Consider the following 21,399-nt stretch of genomic DNA (forward strand, 5'->3'; position numbering starts at 1 on the left):
TTTTAAATAACACCAAAATATAATCATTTATATAGATATTATCATAATAACAAAATAATTCAACAATTTTTAATCAGCTCATATACAATAGTCCCTAATATATTTATTAAAATTCCAAAATCTCAAAAATTTCTCTGCACTTTCATATCCTGAATTGAAAAGTTTAATCTTCATATCATTAGATATAGTAAATTCAGTAGTTTTAACTCCAAGTGTAGGGATAAACACAGTTCTGACTGCATCCTTGTCCTTTACATATATTTCTTCATTTTTATCCAACATAGTCCCTATTATATCAAATAGATATGATATAAAATCCATTCTCTTGTTTGCACTATAATCCTTACTTGTATCCACTAATTTAAACCCAATAGTTGGCCTTACAGGGGTGCCCTCAGTATCAAATATCCATATCGGAAAATTACTGAGTATTCCTCCATCTACTACATAGCTACATCCATTTTCATGATAAAACTTTATAGGTTTAAAAAAGAGCGGTATACTTATACTCATTCTAACAGCTCTAGATATTTCAAAGCTTTTAGGATCTATTCCATATTTAACGAGGTCATCCGGTAGTATCATAATTTTTTTTTCAGTTACATCAGACGCTATTATCTTAAGTCTAGATTCGCCTTTTTCATATACGTCATAAAATACATTTTTACCTTTTCTTAAAATAAGCTTCTTTATATAATCTTCTATATTATCCGATGAATATAAACCTTTATCTTTAAATAAATTTATGGATTTTTTCAATATGTTAATACCATATATTCTTCTATATAACTTATTTTTGTCAAAGAAATCATTATAATTTATATTAAGCATTATAGATTTAAGCTCCTGCCCTGTATATCCGACAGATAAAAGTGCTGCTATAATAGCCCCTGCAGAAGTACCCGCCGCCCTGTTTACTTCATATCCATAATTTTCAAAACAACAGATTGCTCCAATTAACCCTATAGCTTTAACCCCACCGCCATCAAATACAACATCTATTTTCATAACACCACCTCAATATATAGATATGTAAATTAAAATATAAAGCTACTTTTATAAAGAATATTTTTTATTAAAAATGAAATACTAATTATATAAATAGAATCTTAAAAGAGGTGTCTTTTATGAGAGTTGAAATTTACTATAATGGAATAAAAAATGCCCGAAATGCTGCGGAAAAATTTAAAAGTGAAGGCTTTAATAATTCCGCTGTAGACTTAAACGACAGTTATATAGATTTTGATAATTACAAATACAATTTTTCGGACGCTATAATCAATTCGGGAACATTCTCTGGCACTAATAACAAATCCAGCGAACTCAGCAATGGAATGGGAAGTTTTCATGATGTATTAAATTCTAATTATAAAGTAGTTGTAACTACAAATTCATCTAGTTCCCAGGATGAAACGGACAAATTAAAGAAAATAGCTGAAGAAACAGGTGGTAATTTAAAAATTACAATATAATTTAAATTACTACAAAAAGTGTGAATACACATTTACTATTGAAATGCAACGTATTTTAAACACATTATATCTTTTTTGTGAGCAAGTAAGAACCTCCAACTAAATCCACGCTGGAGGTTTCTTATTTATATGCTGTATTATCTTCTTTATTTCCATCATACAATTGTTTATTTTTAAACATATAAGATATTAAATTAAATAATGGGTATATTTACAAAAATACTATTCAATAATATAAGCACTAACAATTTCTCCATAATAAGCAATATGGAAGTCTTTGTTTGAACCATGAAATAAGCTGTCGACATCCTGTGGATAAAATATTTTCTTATTTTCTTCTGAAATTGCATCTCTATCTTGTCTTTGTTTATATATAACTTTACATTCAAGCGTTAGAGGAAGTTCCTTAATAGCAGGAACAGAAATATTATCAGGTGCTTCAAGCGTTAAATTAAGTTCTTTGATCTTATCAATTTCACGGCCAGATTTTGTTCCACAAATCTTTAATATATTTTTGTCAAAATCATTATATGGTATATTTATTGTAAATTCAGGATTCTTTTCAAGTTGATATCTTGTAAAGCGATTTTCTCTAATAAAAGCTATAAAAACTGGTTTTCCCCATTTAATTCCAAGTGTACCCCAACCAATAGTCATAGAGTTAACTTTATCATCCGTCTTTGTTGTCAACAACACACCTGTTTTGATTGCATTTATGATTTTATTAGCATAGTCAAATGCTTTAATTTGCTTTTTCATAGTACTATTCCTCCGTAGAATTTTATTATTTACATAATATAGCAATATACAATAAATATCAAGTATTGCATAAGTTCAAATCATCTTATTTAATCTTTTTTATTTTTTAATTTAATTTCCTAGGACATATATTATTATTATGAATATTATTTTCTTTTATAAAAAGTAAGTATTCGAGGGCTGACTCAAAATACTTACTTTATTATAGGGAAACTATTATGTTAAACTTATTTAAATTACAACCTTGATTATCATCTTAACGTTATACTGTTAAGAACATATTAATCATAGGTTAAATAAACAGCAATTAATAATCTGAAATTTTATATTAAATATTTAATTTTTCTTTTAATATCTCCTATTAGTAACAATTTCACAGGTTACAAATACTATATTTATTAGACAAAAGTTTATAGCTACAATAACAAAAACAAAGGAAGTGAATAATATATGGCTGCATTACCAGTAGATTTTGATACACCACAAACTGCTTCTGGACAATTAGTTACAGTAACAGGGACTGTACCCGTAGGAACTAGTTTTGTTGAAGCAATTCAATTAGACGTTCTTAGAGCTGACTCCAGTCATGAATATTTCTCTATTGCTACTGTTTATGACAATTCAGCAGGTACAACCACATTAGATGTTAATGATACTCTTAATCTTGCAATTGTTCCGAAATTAGAAACAGGTGAAACTGTAACGTTAACAAGTTATGGGTCATTAAAAGCTCAAATAGTTCAGTCATAATATGATAATACAGATGGCCAATAACATTGGTCATCTATTATATCATTTTAAATTGAAGGTGATATCTTTGGATACATTTATAATCCAATCAAGTAAAAGTCTCACATTAACTGATAAAATTCCAAACGGGAATATTCATGACTATAAGATAATCGTAGGATGTGATGGCCAGTTTGAGTATCATAGTTTACTTTATTTTAATATTTCTTCATTACCAAATAACATTGTAGTAGACAAGGCTAAATTAACACTATTCAAATGTGATGGTTTTTATAATGATAGAAGTGTTGAGTTTATAATATTCCCAACATATGATCATTTTAGCATATATACTACTTATTTTAGAATTCCATCAGTTGATAAATTTAGCGGAACTAGCTTCTATCCAATGTCATTAAAATCAACAGTTACTATAGATATAACGCATATAGTTTCTTCATGGGTTAAAAATTTTTCATCACACAATAGTATAATGATTTCGAATATATGGAATAATTCTATAGCAAGCTTTGGCTCGTCCTTAGCAAAAAAACAACAGATAGTTCCTTTTATAACCATTACATGTAAACATAATGCTACTTCACATACCAAATATAGAAAATCAAATTGCAATCATGATTTTAATCTATCAGTACAACTAGTTAATAATTGCAATCCTATTATTTCTCCAGTTCCTTCAAATCCTAACCTAACCGAAGTCATAGCAACCGGAACAATTAAACAACATTCTATTTTTGTAGTAATGATAGAATTAGTCATAACAAGAAGTAATAATACCATTGATAAATATTATGTTTCAGATGAATATATCAATTCAACTGGTGAAGCAATGAATATCAATAAGACATATTTAATCCCCGTAGTACCTGCGCTTAATACAGGTGATTTAGTAACAAATGCTACTATTTATGGTGCTTATAAAGGTGCTGCCAACATTTCCAGTGAGACCTAATATAAAATATAAAATGAAAAATAGCATAGATTTCTCTATACTCTAGTCATAATTCATGACTTTCCCATCTTAAAATTTTTACGTATAATGAACTGAATTTTACACATATTATTTATATAAGGATATCAATGCAATTAATCAATAAAGTATTAGGTTTTCCATATACAAACATCCTTTTTTGTTTTCAGTACATTGATACTACTTTACTCTGGAGATGATTAATTCCAAGTGTTTAGTTTCCTTCATAATAGTTATTCCCATATTAATTAATAAAATTGCGCCAAGGATTTCACCCCTTGGCCTTTTGCTATACAAATATACAAAGTGCCGTATAATTCTTTTGAATAACATGGCACTTTGTATATTATTTATTTTTGGTTGCTATGTTAAAAATATATACTAATCATTTGCCAAAAAAAGTTTTTATCCCAACTAAAATAACAAATATTCCAAAAGCCTTTTTCATAACACTCATAGGAAGCATGTTTGCTAATTGACCTCCGAATTTAGCACTCAATAACATTGCAATACAAATAATTATACCTCCCATCAAATTAGTGTTTCCTTTTTTATAGTACTCAATAAATGCAAGTATACCTACAGGTGGAAGCATAGCAACCAGAGAAGTGCCTTGAGCTTGTAATTGAGAAAATCCTTTAAAAAACATTAAAGTTGGAATTATAATTATTCCGCCACCAATTCCAAACAATCCGCTCAAAATACCTGCAGCAATACCTATTACAATAAAACTAATCACATCTAACATAAATTCCCTCCCTAATTAATTATCATTAAAATACAATAATTTACTATTATCTTTTAAATAACACTAATTAGATGATACACCGTACTACTCAATTTTCAAAGAACAATTTAATTAAATATCTATATCCTATTCATTCTCACTTTTCTATTTGGCCTTTCTTACATCATTGTACAAATTAAGATATAAATATAAAAAATAAGAATTACTTGGGGACAAATGAAAAAGAAAAGAAGGTAGTACAAGAGTTTAAGCATTTTCAAAGCATTAAATTAAGTTTACCAGAAAAATGTCTTCAAATAACACCTTGGGTAAAATTAAAAGCCTTGAATCCCTTGATATACCTATCTTTTCATCATATCTGTTTAAAATGTGTAAACATATTTGCACTATCCACATTTTTTCATTAAATATATAATTTATCTAATGTTTGCAATAGCTATCTGACTTGCTGCATCCGGAACAACCGCAGCTGCAGCCTCCACCATTTTTATGGGACTTGTAAGTTTTATATACTGAAAATCCTATAATGCCAAATACAATAACTCCGACTATGACTGTCGACATATTATACCACCTCTTTTATATTTATAGGATCATTTACCTCATTATCAATTTTATTAGGTTTTCTAAGCAGGAGATAGAACAACACTACAACCAAAGCAATAGCAACTGCAGTTCCAAATCCAAATCCTTTTCCCGTAACAAGTGAACCAATTTGGAATATAATCATTGAAATAACATATGCAAATATGCACTGATATCCAATAGCAATTGATGTCCATTTTCCTGAGTTCATTTCAGTGCGAATTGCCCCCATTGCAGCAAAACATGGAGCACACAATAGGTTAAAAACTAAAAGTGAATATCCCGCAAGTGGAGTAAGTGATGCTTGAAGTTGTCCCCAAACTTGGGTGCCATCTTCTGCTACTTCAGAAAACCCATATAGTATTCCAAAAGTTCCTACAAGATTCTCTTTTGCCAATAATCCAGTTATAGAAGCAACCGAAGCTTTCCAATTACCCCAGCCAAGTGGAGCAAATATAACTGCAAATACACGACCTATACTAGCAAGTATGGACTGTTCCATATCGACAATCTGCAACCTCCAATTGAAGGAACTTAAGAACCAAACAAGTACAGTTGCTATAAGTATTACCGTTCCTGCTTTTTTCATGAAAGCCTTAGAACGTTCCCACATATGTATCAGAACACCTCTTGCGCCTGGTACATGGTATGGAGGAAGTTCCATTATAAAAGGGGCTGGATCTCCTGCAAAAAGTTTTGTCTTTTTAAGAAGTATACCTGAAATAATAATTGCTGCAATTCCAACAAAATATGCAGATGTCGCAACCCAAGCTGCTCCATTAAACAGTGCACCTGAAATAAGTGCAATAATAGGAATTTTCGCACTACAAGGAATAAAAGTAGTTACAATAACAGTCATTCTACGGTCCTTTTCATTTTCAATTGTTCTGGTTGACATGATCCCAGGTACGCCACAACCTGTACCAATGAGAATTGGGATAAATGATTTACCAGAAAGCCCAAACTTTCTAAATAGCCTGTCCATTATAAAAGCAATACGAGCCATGTAACCACAATCTTCTAATATGGCAAGGCACAAAAATAACATTGCCATCTGAGGTACAAACCCAAGTACTGCACCAACTCCGGCAACAATACCATCAAGAATAAATGAATTCAGCCAATCAGCAGTACCAATTGTATTTAAAAGCCACTCTACATTATTAGGTACAAAATCTCCAAATAGATTGTCATTTACCCAGTCGGTCATTGCACCTCCTACCGTTGATATTGAAAAATAATAAACTAAAAACATAATTCCAACAAAAATAGGCAATCCCAAAATACGATTTGTTATGATTCTGTCAACTTTATCTGATAAAGACATCTTAACTTTATTTTTTCTCTTAAAAACCTGTTTTATTATTTTATTTATATAAGAATATCGTTCATTTGTAATAATACTTTCACTGTCATCATCAAACTTTTTCTCACAACTTAATATTAATTCTTCGATTCTCGATTTAACATCATTGGAGAGAGAAATCTGTTCCTGTATTTTTTCATCTCTTTCAAATAATTTTATAGCAAACCAACGCAAATTTATACTGTCAAATTCATCTTTAATAATACCTTCAATCTGAGAAAGTGCATTTTCAACTTGTCCTGAAAAAATATTTTGTACGGATAAACTTTCTTTAGCTCTTGCAAGTTCTATCGCCTTTTCTGCAACTTTCATAGATCCAATACCTTTTAATGCAGAAGTTTCTATGACTTCACAACCAATGGTTTCACTTAATTTATTGATATCTATTATGTCTCCTCTCTTGTGAACTATATCAATCATATTCATGGCAATTACTACCGGAACACCAATTTCAATAAGCTGGGTAGTTAAATATAAATTTCTTTCTATATTGCTTCCATCTACAATATTTATAATTACATCCGGCTTCTCATTTATCAAATAATTTCTTGAAACAACTTCCTCCAAAGTGTATGGTGAAAGTGAATATATACCAGGCAAATCCTGTATAATAACGTCCTTATGGCCCTTTAATTTTCCCTCTTTTTTCTCTACAGTAACACCCGGCCAGTTACCTACATATTGAGAACTTCCTGTTAAACTATTGAACATCGTTGTCTTACCGCAATTTGGATTACCAGCAAGAGCAATTTTTATCGACATTTACATTCCTCCTAATATACGTCAATTATTAAAATACTATTACAATTAAATTTCTAACTTATTTCAACTATATTTGCTTCTTCTTTACGTAAACTGAGTTCATATCCTCTTACTTTAATTTCTACTGGATCACCAAGAGGTGCCACTTTGCGTATATAAACTTCAGTACCTTTTGTCAATCCCATGTCCATAAATCTTCGCTTTATAGCTCCTTTACCATGTACTTTAAGTATTTTTACCGTTTCACCGCACTTAGTATCTTTTAATGTTTTCATATTATTACCTCCAAATACTATACTTTCTAATAATAAATAAAATTTGAATTATACCATGATTTTATTGGCCATCGATTTGCTTAAAGCAATTCTAGCATCCTTGATCTTCACAATTAAATTGCCCCCTATACCGGCAACTACAGTTATGTCTTCTCCAAGTACAAACCCAAGATGTTCCAGATGTCGTCTTGTATTATCATTCCCTACAATATCTTTTATGCTCCCGGTTTCTCCAACCTTTACCATTGTAACTGGCATCATATTCATCTCCCTCACTTATTTATCAAATTCTATTCATCATATAAATGATATTGAATATTATTCATAATGATAAATGATATTCAATATCATTTATATGCTAATTATAGTACATGTTTCTCATTTTGTAAACCTATTTGTTAAAATTATAAATAACATTCTTTATATTCCTTTTTAACTTTATTGTAAAATAAATAAGTGCAAATGGTTACCTAATAATTTAGGCTACCACTTACACTTTTATAGTACTAACTAAGAACCCAACTTTATTTAGGTTCTTATCATTTCTTAAATAATATCAGAGTCTAAAATTATCAAACCCTGATATATTATCAATATACTACTTTTTAGGTACAAGGACCATAGTCATATTATTTCCTTCCAGCTTAGGTCTTTTTTCTATTGATACAATATCCCCCATTTTTTCGAGGAATGCATCAAATACCTTTCTCCCAACTGAAGTATAATTGTTTTGTCTTCCTCTAAATCTTATAGATACTTTTACCTTATTTCCCTTTACAATAAATTTTCTGGCGTTATTTGCCTTTACAATTATATCATTTTCCTCAATTGTCGCACTTAATCTTATTTCTTTTATTTCTATTACTTTTTGCTTCTTTTTAGCCTCTTTTTCTTTTTTAGATTTATCATAAAGGAACTTTTTATAGTCCATTATTTTACATACAGGCGGTTTAGCATGGGGTGATACCATAACCAAATCCAGTCCATTTTCCCTAGCTAGATTTAGTGCATCTCTTGTCTTAACAATTTTGCTGTCATCGTTTCCCACCAACCTAATTTCATTTGCCCTGATTCCTTCATTTAAGTTAAAATTTTTATTATTAATACAAAACACCTCGCAGTAATTTAATTTATATAGTATATTATATCAAAAAAATATAAAATTTGAAAATGATTTAGTAAAAAATAATGATTACATGGTAATATATATTACATAGCATAATACTATCTATTCACAAAGAAAGGATGAACTATATATGGAAGAAAACAAAAATTCGGTTCAAATACCCAAAAGTAAAAATTTCTATAAAAAATTAATTGCTTTCATAGGACCTGCCTATCTTGTAAGCATAGGCTATATGGATCCTGGAAACTGGGCAACCGATATTGCTGGCGGTAGTAAATTCGGATACTCTCTTATATGGATTATTCTATTATCTAACATAATGGCTATCTTTTTTCAGACCCTATGCGCCAGACTCGGAATCGTGACAGGAAAAGATCTTGCTCAGACCTGCAGAAGCCACTATACCAAAATAATAAATTATATACTCTGGATCCTATGTGAAATTTCAATTATTGCTACTGATATTGCAGAAGTCCTTGGTACTGCCATAGGATTAAATCTAATCTTTAATATTCCTATAATATATGGAGTAATTATAACAGGCTTTGATACACTTCTACTGATTGTATTTGATAAATTAGGAATACGAAAGATGGAGGCTTTCATATTATGCCTTATTGCAATTATAGGTATAAGTTTTCTAATCGAAATAATTATTTCCAATCCTGATTACAGGAACATCATGTCCGGATTTATACCAAGTCTTCCTAACCATGAAGCACTATATATAGGTATAGGTATTATAGGTGCTACCATAATGCCCCACAATTTATACCTTCATTCTTCTATAGTCCAGACACGAAATATAGAAAGAAATAAATATGGAATAAAGCAAGCTATTAAATTTAACAATTTAGACTCCATATTTGCATTGAATCTGGCCTTTCTTGTTAATGCCGGAATACTTATATTAGCTGCATCAGTATTTTACAAAAGCGGTAATTACGGAGTTGACGATATTTTGAAGGCCCACAAATTACTTGAACCCATACTTGGAAGTACTATAGCCCCTGTACTATTTGGTATAGCTTTAATAGCTGCTGGGCAATCTTCAACTATTACCGGAACTTATGCAGGTCAAATTGTCATGGAAGGTTTTATAAATTTTAGAATTCAACCCTGGGTGAGAAGACTTATAACAAGAATATTTGCAATTATACCTTCTGTGCTTGCCATTGTATATTTTGGTGATTCATCTACTGCAAGCCTTCTAATTTTGAGTCAGGTAATACTAAGTCTTCAGTTATCTTTTGCAATCATTCCTTTAATACATTTTGTAGGGAGTAAAAAGTTAATGAAAGATTTTGTAATTCCTATAAAGTCAAAAATTATAGCATGGCTATTGGCAATTATAATAATATCTCTTAATATAAAACTTATTATTGAAACTATAAATAATTGGTTATTATCCGGGAATATAGACCAAACCGAATATTTTTTAATAACTGTATTTTGTATTCTTCTATCACTTCTGCTCATATATATAACCTTCGAACCTCTGCTGAATAAAGAATATAACAGTAAACTTACAAATATACATGGAGATATCAAAATCCCTAGAATAAGCAATATAAAGCCATATAACTGTATTGCACTCGCTCTTGATTTTACAAAAAATGATGAAGCTATATTGTCCCACGCTGTAAATCTTTCAAAAAGCAGCACTAATTTAATTTTAATACATGTAGTTGAAAGTGCAGATGCAAAAATATACGGTACAAATTCAAATGATATTGAAAGCAAAACCGATGCAGCAAGATTAAACTTTTACGCGGATCAATTAAAAGCATTTGGAATCAAGAATATCCTGTGCAAAATTGGCTATGGCAAACCACATAAATCCATAGTTGATATTGTAGATAAATATTCAGCAGATCTTCTAATATTCGGTACTCACGGTCACCATGGAATTTCAGACATACTGTTTGGAACGATAACAGATAAAATTAAACATAGAATTTCAATTCCAATATTGATTGCAAGGTAGAAAAATTTATAATTCACATATTATATTTCTTAATAATTTTTCAAAATCTTTTTCTATATATTTTGATGTTTCAATTACTTCTTTATGATCAAGTAGCTTATGCAGGATTCCTGCAGCCATATTGGTAACACAGGATATTCCTATGACTTTCATATGCTCATGATTGGCAACTATAACTTCAGGAACAGTTGACATGCCGACTACATCTCCCCCAATTATCCTTATCATCTTTATTTCAGCAGGGGTTTCATAATTGGGTCCGCTCATGCATACATACACTCCTTCTTGAAGTTCTATGCCATTTTCTTTTGCTACTTCTTTTACTCTTTCTCTAAGCTTTTTATCGTATGCATTAGACATATCAGGAAAACGCGGTCCAAATGAATCCATATTTTTGCCTATAAGAGGATTATCAAAAGACAAATTTATATGATCTTTTATAAGCATAAGTTGACCTGGTCTATATTTTAAATTTACAGCACCCGAAGCATTCGTAACTATTAATTTTTCAACTCCAAGTAATGACATGACCCTTACAGGAAATGTAACTTGCTGCATACTATATCCTTCATAATGGTGAAGTCTCCCCTGCATTGCTACTACTACTTTTCCATTAAGTCTTCCTATAATCAGTCTACCTTTATGCCCAATGACTGTAGAAACAGGGAAATTTGGAATATCAATATAATTATAAATTTCCTTATTCTCTATTTCTTCTGCAATTTTACCAAGACCTGATCCAAGTATAATAGCAATCTTGGGTCTATACATTGTCCTGCTCATTATATAATTTGCCGAGTTCCTTAAATCTTTTTCAATATCCATACTATGTTCCCTCCAACTAAATTGCTAAATTATTTATTCCACATTTAACTATATTAGCATATACACAGAAATTTTTTAATATTGAATTATAAGATTTTTGATATATAATTAATATATATAACATTAATAACTATATTAAAGATTGGAGTTTATAGACATGAAGCATATTAATCTAGAGTTTACAGAAATTTTGGATAAAAGCATAAAACATCTCCGTAAACAAGGGGCATTTCTAACAGTTAAATTAGATGATAAGATTAATACAATGACAATAGGATGGGGAAGTATCGGAATTATATGGGGGAAACCTGTATTTACTATATTTGTAAGGGAATCCAGATACACTCATAGTTTTATCGAAAAATCCAACGAATTTACTATAAGCATACCTGTAAGTGATAATTTAAAAAAAGAACTGTCTTTTTGTGGTTCCAAGTCAGGAAGAGATTTTGATAAAATAAAAGAATGCAATTTAAAACTGGTACCTGGAGAAGTCATTTCCACTCCAGTTATTAAAGAATGTGGAATATATTTTGAATGCAGAACTCTATATAAAGAGCACCTAAAACCTAATTTTCTAGATAGCAAAATAAATATTCAAAGCTATAATAATGAAGATTATCATACAATATATCACGGTGAAATATTAAATTGCTACACATTGGATAAGTAGAATACAAAAAGGGATGACTGGTACCATGAAAAGATATGCTATACGGGTATCGGGAAGAGTTCAGGGTGTAGGCTTTAGATATACTGCAAATTCTATTGCTTCAAATCTGAACCTGACCGGATGGGTAAAAAATATGGAAGATGGTTCTGTTTGCATAGAAATTCAAGGAGATACAAAAGTATTAGATATATTTATCAATAAATTAGAAAAATGCAATGGATTTATATATAATATATCGAATCTATCTTGCAAGAATATAAATACCATAGACAGTAAATCATCTTTTAAAATCAAATATTAAAAATAGAGCACTTCTTTAGGTCGGGGTGCTCTATTTTTAACCAAAATCGTATAAAACTTACATTTTATTTTTTATAAACTACAGAAGTGATTTATCAGGAGTTACAAGTATTTTAACTTGTTTCTTCTTTTCAGGTCCGGTTAAAGTCTCAAATCCTTCCTTAACTATATCATCGAGTGATATCTTTTTTGTAATGTATCCATCTGTTTTTATTCTTCCACTATTTAAAAGTGCTATGGCTGCTGGAAACTCATGTCTGTATGCAAGCGTTCCCACTATCTTTTTCTCTGTAAAAACAAGTTCATTAGGATTAAAATTAGTTTCACCTTCCCATATGCTCGTCACAACCAATGTACCTTCATATTTAATACTTTCTATTCCAGTATTAAGCCCTATAGCGGCCCCTGTAGTTTCAAAAGCAACATTAACTCCAACCCCATTTGTAAGTTTTTTAACTTCTTCCACTACATCAACTACATTTGGATCAAGTACTACATCGGCGCCAAATTTTTTTGCATATTCCTGTCTAATAGACTTTCTCTGAAATACTGCCACAAGGCTTGCTCCTGCTGCCTTTAAGCATTGAATAGTTGCAAGCCCTATAGGTCCTGCCCCAAGTACTAAAGCTGTATCTCCTACATTGAAATTAGCTATTCTAACAGAATGCATGGCAACTGTAATTGGTTCTACAAGCGCAGCCTCTTCATAAGACATTGTATCTGGTATTTTATGAACAAACTCTTCAGGGAAAACTGTATATTCAGCAAATCCACCACCACTTCCACACAAACCATGAAAGCCAAGTGTTTCACATAAATTGTACTTTCCTTCTAAACAAGCAGGACATTTACCACATGCGACTATAGGCTCAACAATAACTCTATCTCCCTTTTTTAGACTTGCAACTCCATCTCCTGTTTCTACTACATCTCCTGAAAATTCATGTCCTAAAACTACCGGTGCAGCAGTTCCGCTTAAGGGATGAGGCTGACCTACAGGAATAAATATAGGTCCTCCAAGGTATTCGTGTAAATCGGAACCACATATTCCACACCACTTAACTTTAACTTTTACATACCCTTTTTTTACTTCAGGTTCATTTATTTCTTCCACCCTAATATCATTTCTATCATACCATAGTGCAGCTTTCATAAAATTTCCTCCTTAATCTATCAACATTGATAAATTTAATACTAATATATATAATGTTAATATATTAACACACATATTTATAGCAAATACTGTGCCAAATAGAGCATATCACAAATATAAGTATATCCCATTTATAATGTATCATTTTCATACATTATTTTATGTATCATAATAGTACACAATATATTGATGTATTATTATGATACAATTCATCGCTATTATAGTAAATAATTATTTTATATTATATTTCTTTATTTTCCTATACAGGGTAGAACGGCTTATATTTAAAAATTTCGCAGTTTTAAGCATGTTACCATGGCATTTTTCAAGAGCATCCTTGATACTATTTTTTTCAATAACTTGTATAGGAACAATTTCAAATATTGTATTTTGCAATTTCTCCTTTTCATTAGAATCAAAACTTTGTCTATCTTCTATCAAATAGTCACTAGAAAATATTTTTTTATCACTTAAATAATAATCTCTCTCAACTATATTTCTCAATTCTCTTACATTTCCAATCCATATATTTTCTTTAAGCCTTTCAATATAAGCATTTCCAACAGTCTTATGCTGTGATGGATTTTTAGAATTTAATTTGTCTACAAAATATCTAATTAAAAGCTCTATATCTCCTTTTCTCTTCCTAAGTGGTATAGTTCTTATATTCATGACATTTAGTCTATAGTAAAGATCTGCTCTAAAAGTTTTATTTTTTATTTCATCCATAAGTATCCTATTTGTAGCCACTATTACCCTTACATTAAGCTGTTTTTCATAATTTCCGCCTACTCTTGCTACCTTGTTATTGTCTAGAATTCTCAGTAATTTCGACTGTATATCAATTGGAAGTTCACCTATTTCATCCAAAAAGATAGTACCATCATTTGCAAGTTCAAATTTACCTGGATTTCCATTTTTAGATGCTCCTGTAAATGCACCTTTTTCATATCCAAACAACTCACTTTCAACAAGTTCCCTGGGTATTGAACTGCAGTTAACAGCTACAAAGGGGCCATTTTTTCTGTTACTATAATTATGAATTGATTGAGCAATTAGCTCCTTACCTGTTCCACTTTCACCCTCTATTAAAATATTACAATCACTTTTAGCCGCTATCTTGGCTAATTCTATTATCTTTTTCATATTTTCATCATCCGTTATAATATCTTCAAAAGTATAATTCGCACTATACCCTATTACTTTACCCACAAGTTTGTGATAATATTGTGATTCTCTGAAGGTTATTACAATTCCAACCGCCTTGTTATTCATTTTTATAGATGAAGCATTTATTATACATTTTGTTATATTTCCATTTATAGAAAAATTACATGTAATATTATTATAAAACCTATCCGGGTTATCCAATATATTTTGAAAATCTACATTTGATATTATGCTCTTGATGTCTCTTCCCAGAATACTATTATCCATATTAAGAACTCGTTCAGACATGTTGTTTATTCTTGTTATTTTAAAATTATTATCTATGACCATCATACCTTCAGACAAAGAATCCAAAGTCATACTCATGAGTTTATTTGATATAGTAAGCTGAAATTGTGTTTCAATAGCTTGAGACGCTACAGTAACTATTCCAAGTGTATGGGAATGAGCATTATAATAGTTTCCTGACATATTTATACATCCTATTATATTTCCTAGTTTATCATGAATTGGTGAAGCAGAACACGTCCATGAATGTTGATTTATTCCATAATGCTCAGCCCCTATTGTCTGTATAGGCTTATTTAGATATAATGCCGTACCTATAGCATTCGTCCCAACTGATTTTTCTGTCCATAGAAAACCTTTTACAAAATTTAATTCATCCGCCCTCTTCATTATCTCATTATCTCCTATGACGTCTATTACATATCCATCTTTATCTACCAACATAATTACAAATCCTGATCCTGCCACAACTTTATATAAATTTTCCATAGTAGAATGTGCCACAGATATCAAATCTCTATTTCTATCTATTATATTCTGAAAATTTGCCTTGTCAGTTTCTTTTCCCTTTCCTCCCATCGGGTCAACATTATAATTCTTACATCTTCTCCATGAATTGGCTATATCACTGCGAACTACACCATTTATATAACCTTTTTCTATGAAATCCTTCCATGCTTTATATATAAATTTAATGTAATCTTCCAAAGTATCACCTTCTAAAAATATACTAATTTAGAACACTTTAATTTATATTTTACCATAATGGAGTATAATTACTCAATAAACTAAGTATATTAAATTAAAATTTGTCAATTATTATTGAAAACTACGATATATAAATATATAATGTAACATGTAATTTCGTAAGTACAAGAACAATTTATAGGGGGGAAAAAGATGAATTTAACTAGATTATCTGTAAAAAAGCCCGCAACAATAACTATGGTAATACTACTTTTATTCGGTTTAGGTATATTCGGATACAGAAATCTCGGTGCCGATCTACTGCCATCCATGGACATACCTATAATTTCAATTTCGACACCATATGCAGGAGCCAGTGCCGATGACATCAGAACTGATATTGTAAAACCAATTGAAGATGCTGTATCTGGAATAAACGGAATTGATAAAATTCAATCTACAGCAAGTGAAGGTGTCGGACAAACTATTATAACCTTCAAAATGAACACAAATATGAACACAGCTTTTTTGGATGTTCAAAAAGCAATAGATAATGCTCAAGGTAAATTGCCCAAAAATGCAGATAAACCAATTCTATTCAAAATAGACACAAATGCAATGCCTGTTCTAACTCTTTCCGTGTCAGGAACTGCATCCTATGATGAACTATATAATGAATCAAATAATATAACCGAGGAACTTCAGAAAATTCAAGGTGTTGGAAATGTAAATCTTGAAGGAATACAAAAAAAACAGCTTATAATAAAATTAAACAAATCGGCTATAGAATATCATAATGTTAATATAAACACTTTACTTAGTAAGCTTCAATCCGACAATATAAACTTACCTGCAGGACAAATAAAACAGGAGAATATAAATGAATCGGTAAGGATTATAGGTCAATTTCAAAATATAGATGAAGTCAAAAATCTGTTAATACCAACCACAGATGGCAGTACAGTTCATCTTTCAGATATAGCCGATTTAAAACTAGAATACCCAGAAGAAGAACAATATTTAAGGCTAAATGGTAAAAATACCATAGGTATAAGTATACAAAAACAAAGCGATGCAAATGTAGTTGAAACTGTAAATAGTATAAAAAAGGAACTAGATGTTATTAAAGAAACTCTTCCGAAAGATGTTCATCTCACAGTTGCCTATGATACAACTACATTCATAAATTCCTCCCTTTCTGAAATAAAAAGAAGTTTAATAGAAGGCATAATAACCACTGCATTGGTTTTATTCATGTTCTTGAGAAGCTGGAAATCCTCCCTTATAGTATTGGTAGCAATACCTACATCTCTTGTTTCAACTTTTTTCATGATGTATATTATGAAATTCACTTTAAATATGATGTCTCTAATGGGACTATCATTGTGCATAGGAATACTTGTAGATGACTCAATTGTTGTCCTTGAAAATATACAGCGGCATCTTTCCATGAAAAAAGATCCTATTAATGCCTCTATAGATGGTCGTAATGAAATAGGTCTTGCAGCCATTGCAATAACTTTATGTGATGTAGTTGTATATGCTCCTGTTGCTTTCATGTCAGGTATGGCAGGAAGCTTTTTCAAAGAATTTGGCCTAACCATAGCCGTTGCATCCTTATTTTCACTGTTTGTTTCATTTACTGTTACTCCTATGCTGGCATCAAGACTATACAATAAAATCGACAATAAAAAACCTTCTAGACTAATTGTTAGAATAAAACAGACAAAATTGTTTAAAATACTCGATAAAATTTCAGGTTCCATAGACAATTTAACATCTGTCTATAGGAAAGCACTTATATGGTCGCTAAATCACAGGAAAAGAGTATTATCTATTACATTAGCAGTCTTAATAGCTGTTATAGCCCTAGTACCAATAGGTGGAATAGGAACAGAATTAATACCTGTAACAGATGAAAGTACTTTTACAGTGAATATGAAGTTTGATTCTGGCACAACATTAAATCAAATGGATAAAAAAGTCAGACAGGCAGAAAATTACTTACATAAAATTCCGGAAATTCAAAGCTATTATTCTACAGTTGGTTCTAGCAACAATGGACTAACATCCAGTAAATCAACTTCTGCAAGTATAATTGTAAATCTTCATCCTAAGCGTGATAGAAAGAAATCTCAATCAGAAATAGCAAAGCAGGTTCGTAATTGGGCCAATTCTTCATTATCTGGAACAGATTTTTCCGTAACTGAATCCGATATGGGAGGAAGCAGTAGTCCTATATCAATTCAGGTACTTGGCAATGAACCGTCTACATTAAATGAAATATCCAGCAAGGTAGAAGGGATATTAAAAGATATACCTGGAATTACCGATATCAATAACTCAACTAAATCTAATGAAAGTGAACTGAGAATTCAAATAGATAGATTGGCTGCAACACAATATGGCATATCATCTTCTGATGTATCCTCAGTACTCAGAACAGCAATTCAAGGTTCTTCTGCTGGTGTATATAGAACAAATGGAAATGATTATGATATAACCGTAAAATTTGAAGATGGAGATGTAAGAACGCCTTCAGATATCGGTTCTATAAAAATATTAAACCAAGCAGGTGAAGCAATACCCGTAAATCAGGTTGCATCTATAATAAAATCAGATAGCCCATCATCAATATCTAGACAGGATAGACAGGATGTAGCTACAATTTCAGCAAATATTGAGGGAAGAACACTCGGTGCTGTTAATAAAGACATAACTAAAAAATTAAAATCATTCTCTATTCCACAGGGCTATGAAATTAAATATGGAGGAAACCAAGAAGATATGGATAGCAGTTTTACTTCTCTAGCGGAAGCATTGATCATTTCACTCATACTAATTTATATGATACTAGTTGTACTATATGAATCTTTTTTAACACCATTTATAAGAATGATTTCACTTCCATGCGCTTTAATTGGAGCACTGGCAATACTTGCAATCACTGGTAAAACATTAAATATGATGTCAATTATAGGGCTCATAATGCTTGATGGATTAGCTTCAAAAAATGGTACTCTCTTAATTGATTATACAAATACATTGATGAAACGTGGTGAAAATTTAAAGGACGCTTTAATTGAATCCGGTACAACAAGATTAAGACCTATTGTAATGACTTCTGCAACCATGATAGTCGGTATGCTTCCATCTGCACTATCTATGGGTGAAGGAAGCGAATTTAAATCAAGCATGGCCATGGTAGTTATAGGAGGAATGATTGCATCAACAATTCTCACTCCCATAATACTTCCTATTGTATATACATTAATGGATGATTTAAAAAATCACATATTTAAAAATAAGAAAAAAAAATTAGATATCCAGGAGGTGTAATGTAATGAAATTGAAAAAAAATATATGGAAAATAGTCCTATTGTTGTTGATAATTTTAGCAATAGCTGCCATAGCACATAATATCATCAAAAATAAAAAAGTAGTAAGCCAGAATCAGACTAAAAACGTAAATGTAATTCATGCTAAATTTACATCTTTATCTACAACCGTAGATTACTCTGGAAAACTAGCTGCAGATAAAGAAGTTTCAATATCTCCTAAAACTCCCGGAAAAATTACAGCTTTGAATGTAAAAGTCGGAAGTACGGTAAAAAGCGGCGATATTTTATTTACGATTGATTCAAGCAATTTAGAAGCACAGCTGGAACAACAACAGGCAAGTATAGATTCTGCAGAGGCAAACCTGGACAAAACAAAAAGTTCTGGGCTAGAACAGCAAGTAGTACAGGCTCAACAAAGCCTAAAAACATCAAAAATAAATTATGATGATGCAAAAACTAATTATGATAGATCACAAAAACTGTATTCATCCGGTGCCATATCAAAACAGGAACTAGATTCCACAAAAATGAAGTTAGACAGTTCAGCTGCAGCATTATCCGCAGCTGAACAGAATTTAAATCTAATTCAGCAAAAAGTTGGACCTGAATCAGTAGAGGTCGCACAAGCTCAAGTAAACCAGGCAAAAGCCGGCCTTAAATCAATCCAGACACAAATAAATGACAATGTAATTAAGTCCCCTATTTCAGGTATTGTATCTTCGGTAAATATACATGAAGGAGAAATATCTCCTACCGGACAAGCATCCTTAACTATAATAGAGTCTAGTTCAATTATGTCAGAAATAGGAATACCTGATAATATGCTGTCAAAGATTAAAAATGGTCAGTCTCTATCTATAAAGATTCCTTCACTGCCAGATAAAAAATTTGTAGGCACGATAGATACAATAAATCCTGACGTTGATAGTAAAACCAAAGAATATACAATTAAAATAAAAATCGACAATAAAAACGGGGATTTGAAACCAGGTATGTTTTCTAAAATATCATTGCCAAATGAAACTAAAAATAATATACTCACAGTGCCAAATCAGGCAATAAAAGTTGAAAATGGTGTTTCATATCTATATACGGTAAAAAACAATAAAATCAAAAAAATATCCATAAATACAGGACTTTCAAATGATAAAATAACTGAAATAATATCTTCTAAGATAAACATTGAAGATGATATAGTATCAGAAGGACAAACTTTTTTAAATGATGGAGATAAAGTTAAAATATTAAAGTAAAATATATTAAAAAATTGAGGTACTCAAAAGAGTACCTCAATTTTTTGCTGTCACCTATTATAAGTTTAGCATATTATAAATTAGGAATAAATTCCTGTTATTGCGTTAAAAAGGAGGAATTTCTTGTCTATATATCCTTGATTTAAAATAGTTTTTCAAAAAAGAGGTGATAATATTTTGAGTAGACATCATAGAAGACATTATAAAAGCCATAACGAAAGATATGAAGATAATAACACCTATATGGATACCGACTATAAACCAATAGAAGAAAATACTATCCTAGAAAATACGTCAGATACCACAAACTTACTTGGGGATGAAAATCATGATACCTATAGGTCAAGCAACAAAAATAAGCATGAATATAACAATTGCAGTGTAGGTTCTATGAGTTTTTCAGATAATTTAAGCAGATATATAGGAAAACCCGTAACCATATTTACATCAAGCTGTGGAAATTCTGGTTTTTCAGGCGTTTTAATAGCTGTAAATAAATATTTCATAAGACTAATAAGTAAAATAGGACCTGCTCCAGATTATCCTCTTAACAATTCATGCAGTTCTGATAATTTAGTTGAAAACTGTTATGATCCTTACAAACTAGATGACAGTTGTTACAAAAATAATAAAGATCCCAATTTAGGATCTCTAGTGGATATCCCCATCAATAAAATTGCAGCTTTTGTTCACAATGCCCTATAAAATAATGCTGGCATTATTAATAATGCCAGCATTATTTGTTTATATAACTGTATTTTGAAACAATATTAAAAATCACTTAATTTTATTCATTTCTATTGACATACACAAATATAAATTATAAAATCATAAATGTATATAAGTTGCAATATATAAATAATTTTATCATTTTTTTATCATTTTAATACAAAAAATGGGTAACTACTA

At 30.6% G+C, this 21,399-nt stretch carries 20 protein-coding genes; 9 read left to right on the forward strand and 11 right to left on the reverse strand.

The genetic code is table 11. The annotated features are described in order from the left end of the window. Positions 1-78 precede the first annotated feature (78 nt). Positions 79-1,008: a patatin-like phospholipase family protein gene (locus ACSVC9_RS07165; RefSeq protein ID WP_446899654.1), complete on the reverse strand. Its 930-nt coding sequence runs from the start codon at positions 1,006-1,008 to the stop codon at positions 79-81. A gap of 119 nt (positions 1,009-1,127) precedes the next feature. Here ACSVC9_RS07165 and ACSVC9_RS07170 point away from each other — a divergent pair, with 119 nt between their 5' ends. Then, positions 1,128-1,472 (forward strand): hypothetical protein, encoded by a 345-nt coding sequence (locus ACSVC9_RS07170; RefSeq protein ID WP_446899655.1) that lies wholly within the window; start codon positions 1,128-1,130, stop codon positions 1,470-1,472. A gap of 222 nt (positions 1,473-1,694) precedes the next feature. Here ACSVC9_RS07170 and ACSVC9_RS07175 read toward each other — a convergent pair whose 3' ends face one another. Then, positions 1,695-2,231, reverse strand: a complete 537-nt coding sequence (locus ACSVC9_RS07175; RefSeq protein ID WP_446899656.1) for a flavin reductase family protein — start codon at positions 2,229-2,231, stop codon at positions 1,695-1,697. 450 nt (positions 2,232-2,681) lie between these two features. Here ACSVC9_RS07175 and ACSVC9_RS07180 point away from each other — a divergent pair, with 450 nt between their 5' ends. Continuing rightward, the gene (locus ACSVC9_RS07180) at positions 2,682-2,981 is read left to right on the forward strand and encodes a hypothetical protein (protein ID WP_446899657.1); all 300 of its coding nucleotides are present in this window, start codon (positions 2,682-2,684) and stop codon (positions 2,979-2,981) included. 1 nt (position 2,982) lies between these two features. Continuing rightward, positions 2,983-3,933, forward strand: coding sequence for a DNRLRE domain-containing protein (locus ACSVC9_RS07185; RefSeq protein ID WP_446899658.1), 951 nt, complete (start codon positions 2,983-2,985; stop codon positions 3,931-3,933). 403 nt (positions 3,934-4,336) lie between these two features. On the opposite strand, the gene ACSVC9_RS07190 is transcribed toward ACSVC9_RS07185, so the two are convergent. The 6 genes from ACSVC9_RS07190 to infC form a co-directional block, all read right to left on the reverse strand. Further along, a complete protein-coding gene (locus tag ACSVC9_RS07190; protein ID WP_446899659.1) occupies positions 4,337-4,699 on the reverse strand; it encodes a TSUP family transporter in 363 nt (120 codons plus the stop codon). Positions 4,700-5,119: 420 nt separating this feature from the next. Beyond that, a complete protein-coding gene (locus ACSVC9_RS07195) occupies positions 5,120-5,263 on the reverse strand; it encodes a FeoB-associated Cys-rich membrane protein (RefSeq protein ID WP_446899660.1) in 144 nt (47 codons plus the stop codon). A gap of 1 nt (position 5,264) precedes the next feature. Further along, positions 5,265-7,412, reverse strand: a complete 2,148-nt coding sequence (gene feoB / locus ACSVC9_RS07200; RefSeq protein ID WP_446899661.1) for a ferrous iron transport protein B — start codon at positions 7,410-7,412, stop codon at positions 5,265-5,267. Positions 7,413-7,465: 53 nt separating this feature from the next. Next, the gene (locus tag ACSVC9_RS07205) at positions 7,466-7,687 is read right to left on the reverse strand and encodes a FeoA family protein (RefSeq protein WP_446899662.1); all 222 of its coding nucleotides are present in this window, start codon (positions 7,685-7,687) and stop codon (positions 7,466-7,468) included. 48 nt (positions 7,688-7,735) lie between these two features. After that, a complete protein-coding gene (locus ACSVC9_RS07210) occupies positions 7,736-7,945 on the reverse strand; it encodes a FeoA family protein (protein WP_446899821.1) in 210 nt (69 codons plus the stop codon). A gap of 340 nt (positions 7,946-8,285) precedes the next feature. Then, a complete protein-coding gene (gene infC / locus ACSVC9_RS07215) occupies positions 8,286-8,801 on the reverse strand; it encodes a translation initiation factor IF-3 (protein WP_446899663.1) in 516 nt (171 codons plus the stop codon). A gap of 142 nt (positions 8,802-8,943) precedes the next feature. On the opposite strand from infC, the gene ACSVC9_RS07220 reads away from it, so the two are divergent. Further along, entirely contained in the window at positions 8,944-10,800 is a 1,857-nt protein-coding gene (locus ACSVC9_RS07220) for an Nramp family divalent metal transporter (RefSeq protein ID WP_446899664.1), read from the forward strand. Between the two features lie 6 nt (positions 10,801-10,806). On the opposite strand, the gene ACSVC9_RS07225 is transcribed toward ACSVC9_RS07220, so the two are convergent. Further along, a complete protein-coding gene (locus ACSVC9_RS07225) occupies positions 10,807-11,625 on the reverse strand; it encodes a purine-nucleoside phosphorylase (protein ID WP_446899665.1) in 819 nt (272 codons plus the stop codon). 157 nt (positions 11,626-11,782) lie between these two features. On the opposite strand from ACSVC9_RS07225, the gene ACSVC9_RS07230 reads away from it, so the two are divergent. Beyond that, entirely contained in the window at positions 11,783-12,298 is a 516-nt protein-coding gene (locus ACSVC9_RS07230; RefSeq protein ID WP_446899666.1) for a flavin reductase family protein, read from the forward strand. A gap of 25 nt (positions 12,299-12,323) precedes the next feature. Then, positions 12,324-12,599 carry an acylphosphatase gene (locus tag ACSVC9_RS07235; protein ID WP_446899667.1) on the forward strand — a complete coding sequence of 92 codons (276 nt, stop codon included), beginning with the start codon at positions 12,324-12,326 and terminating at the stop codon, positions 12,597-12,599. A gap of 78 nt (positions 12,600-12,677) precedes the next feature. Here ACSVC9_RS07235 and ACSVC9_RS07240 read toward each other — a convergent pair whose 3' ends face one another. Next, complete coding sequence (locus ACSVC9_RS07240) at positions 12,678-13,751, reverse strand: 2,3-butanediol dehydrogenase (RefSeq protein ID WP_446899668.1); 1,074 nt, start codon at positions 13,749-13,751, stop codon at positions 12,678-12,680. A 231-nt stretch (positions 13,752-13,982) separates the two neighbouring features. Continuing rightward, positions 13,983-15,917 (reverse strand): sigma-54-dependent Fis family transcriptional regulator, encoded by a 1,935-nt coding sequence (locus tag ACSVC9_RS07245; protein ID WP_446899669.1) that lies wholly within the window; start codon positions 15,915-15,917, stop codon positions 13,983-13,985. 192 nt (positions 15,918-16,109) lie between these two features. On the opposite strand from ACSVC9_RS07245, the gene ACSVC9_RS07250 reads away from it, so the two are divergent. From ACSVC9_RS07250 to ACSVC9_RS07260, 3 genes are all read left to right on the forward strand, one after another. Then, a complete protein-coding gene (locus tag ACSVC9_RS07250; RefSeq protein WP_446899670.1) occupies positions 16,110-19,235 on the forward strand; it encodes an efflux RND transporter permease subunit in 3,126 nt (1,041 codons plus the stop codon). 4 nt (positions 19,236-19,239) lie between these two features. Beyond that, complete coding sequence (locus ACSVC9_RS07255; RefSeq protein WP_446899671.1) at positions 19,240-20,490, forward strand: efflux RND transporter periplasmic adaptor subunit; 1,251 nt, start codon at positions 19,240-19,242, stop codon at positions 20,488-20,490. A gap of 177 nt (positions 20,491-20,667) precedes the next feature. Next, positions 20,668-21,195: a hypothetical protein gene (locus ACSVC9_RS07260; RefSeq protein ID WP_446899672.1), complete on the forward strand. Its 528-nt coding sequence runs from the start codon at positions 20,668-20,670 to the stop codon at positions 21,193-21,195. Positions 21,196-21,399: the final 204 nt, after the last annotated feature.

The organism is Clostridium sp. LBM24168, assembly GCF_052953915.1.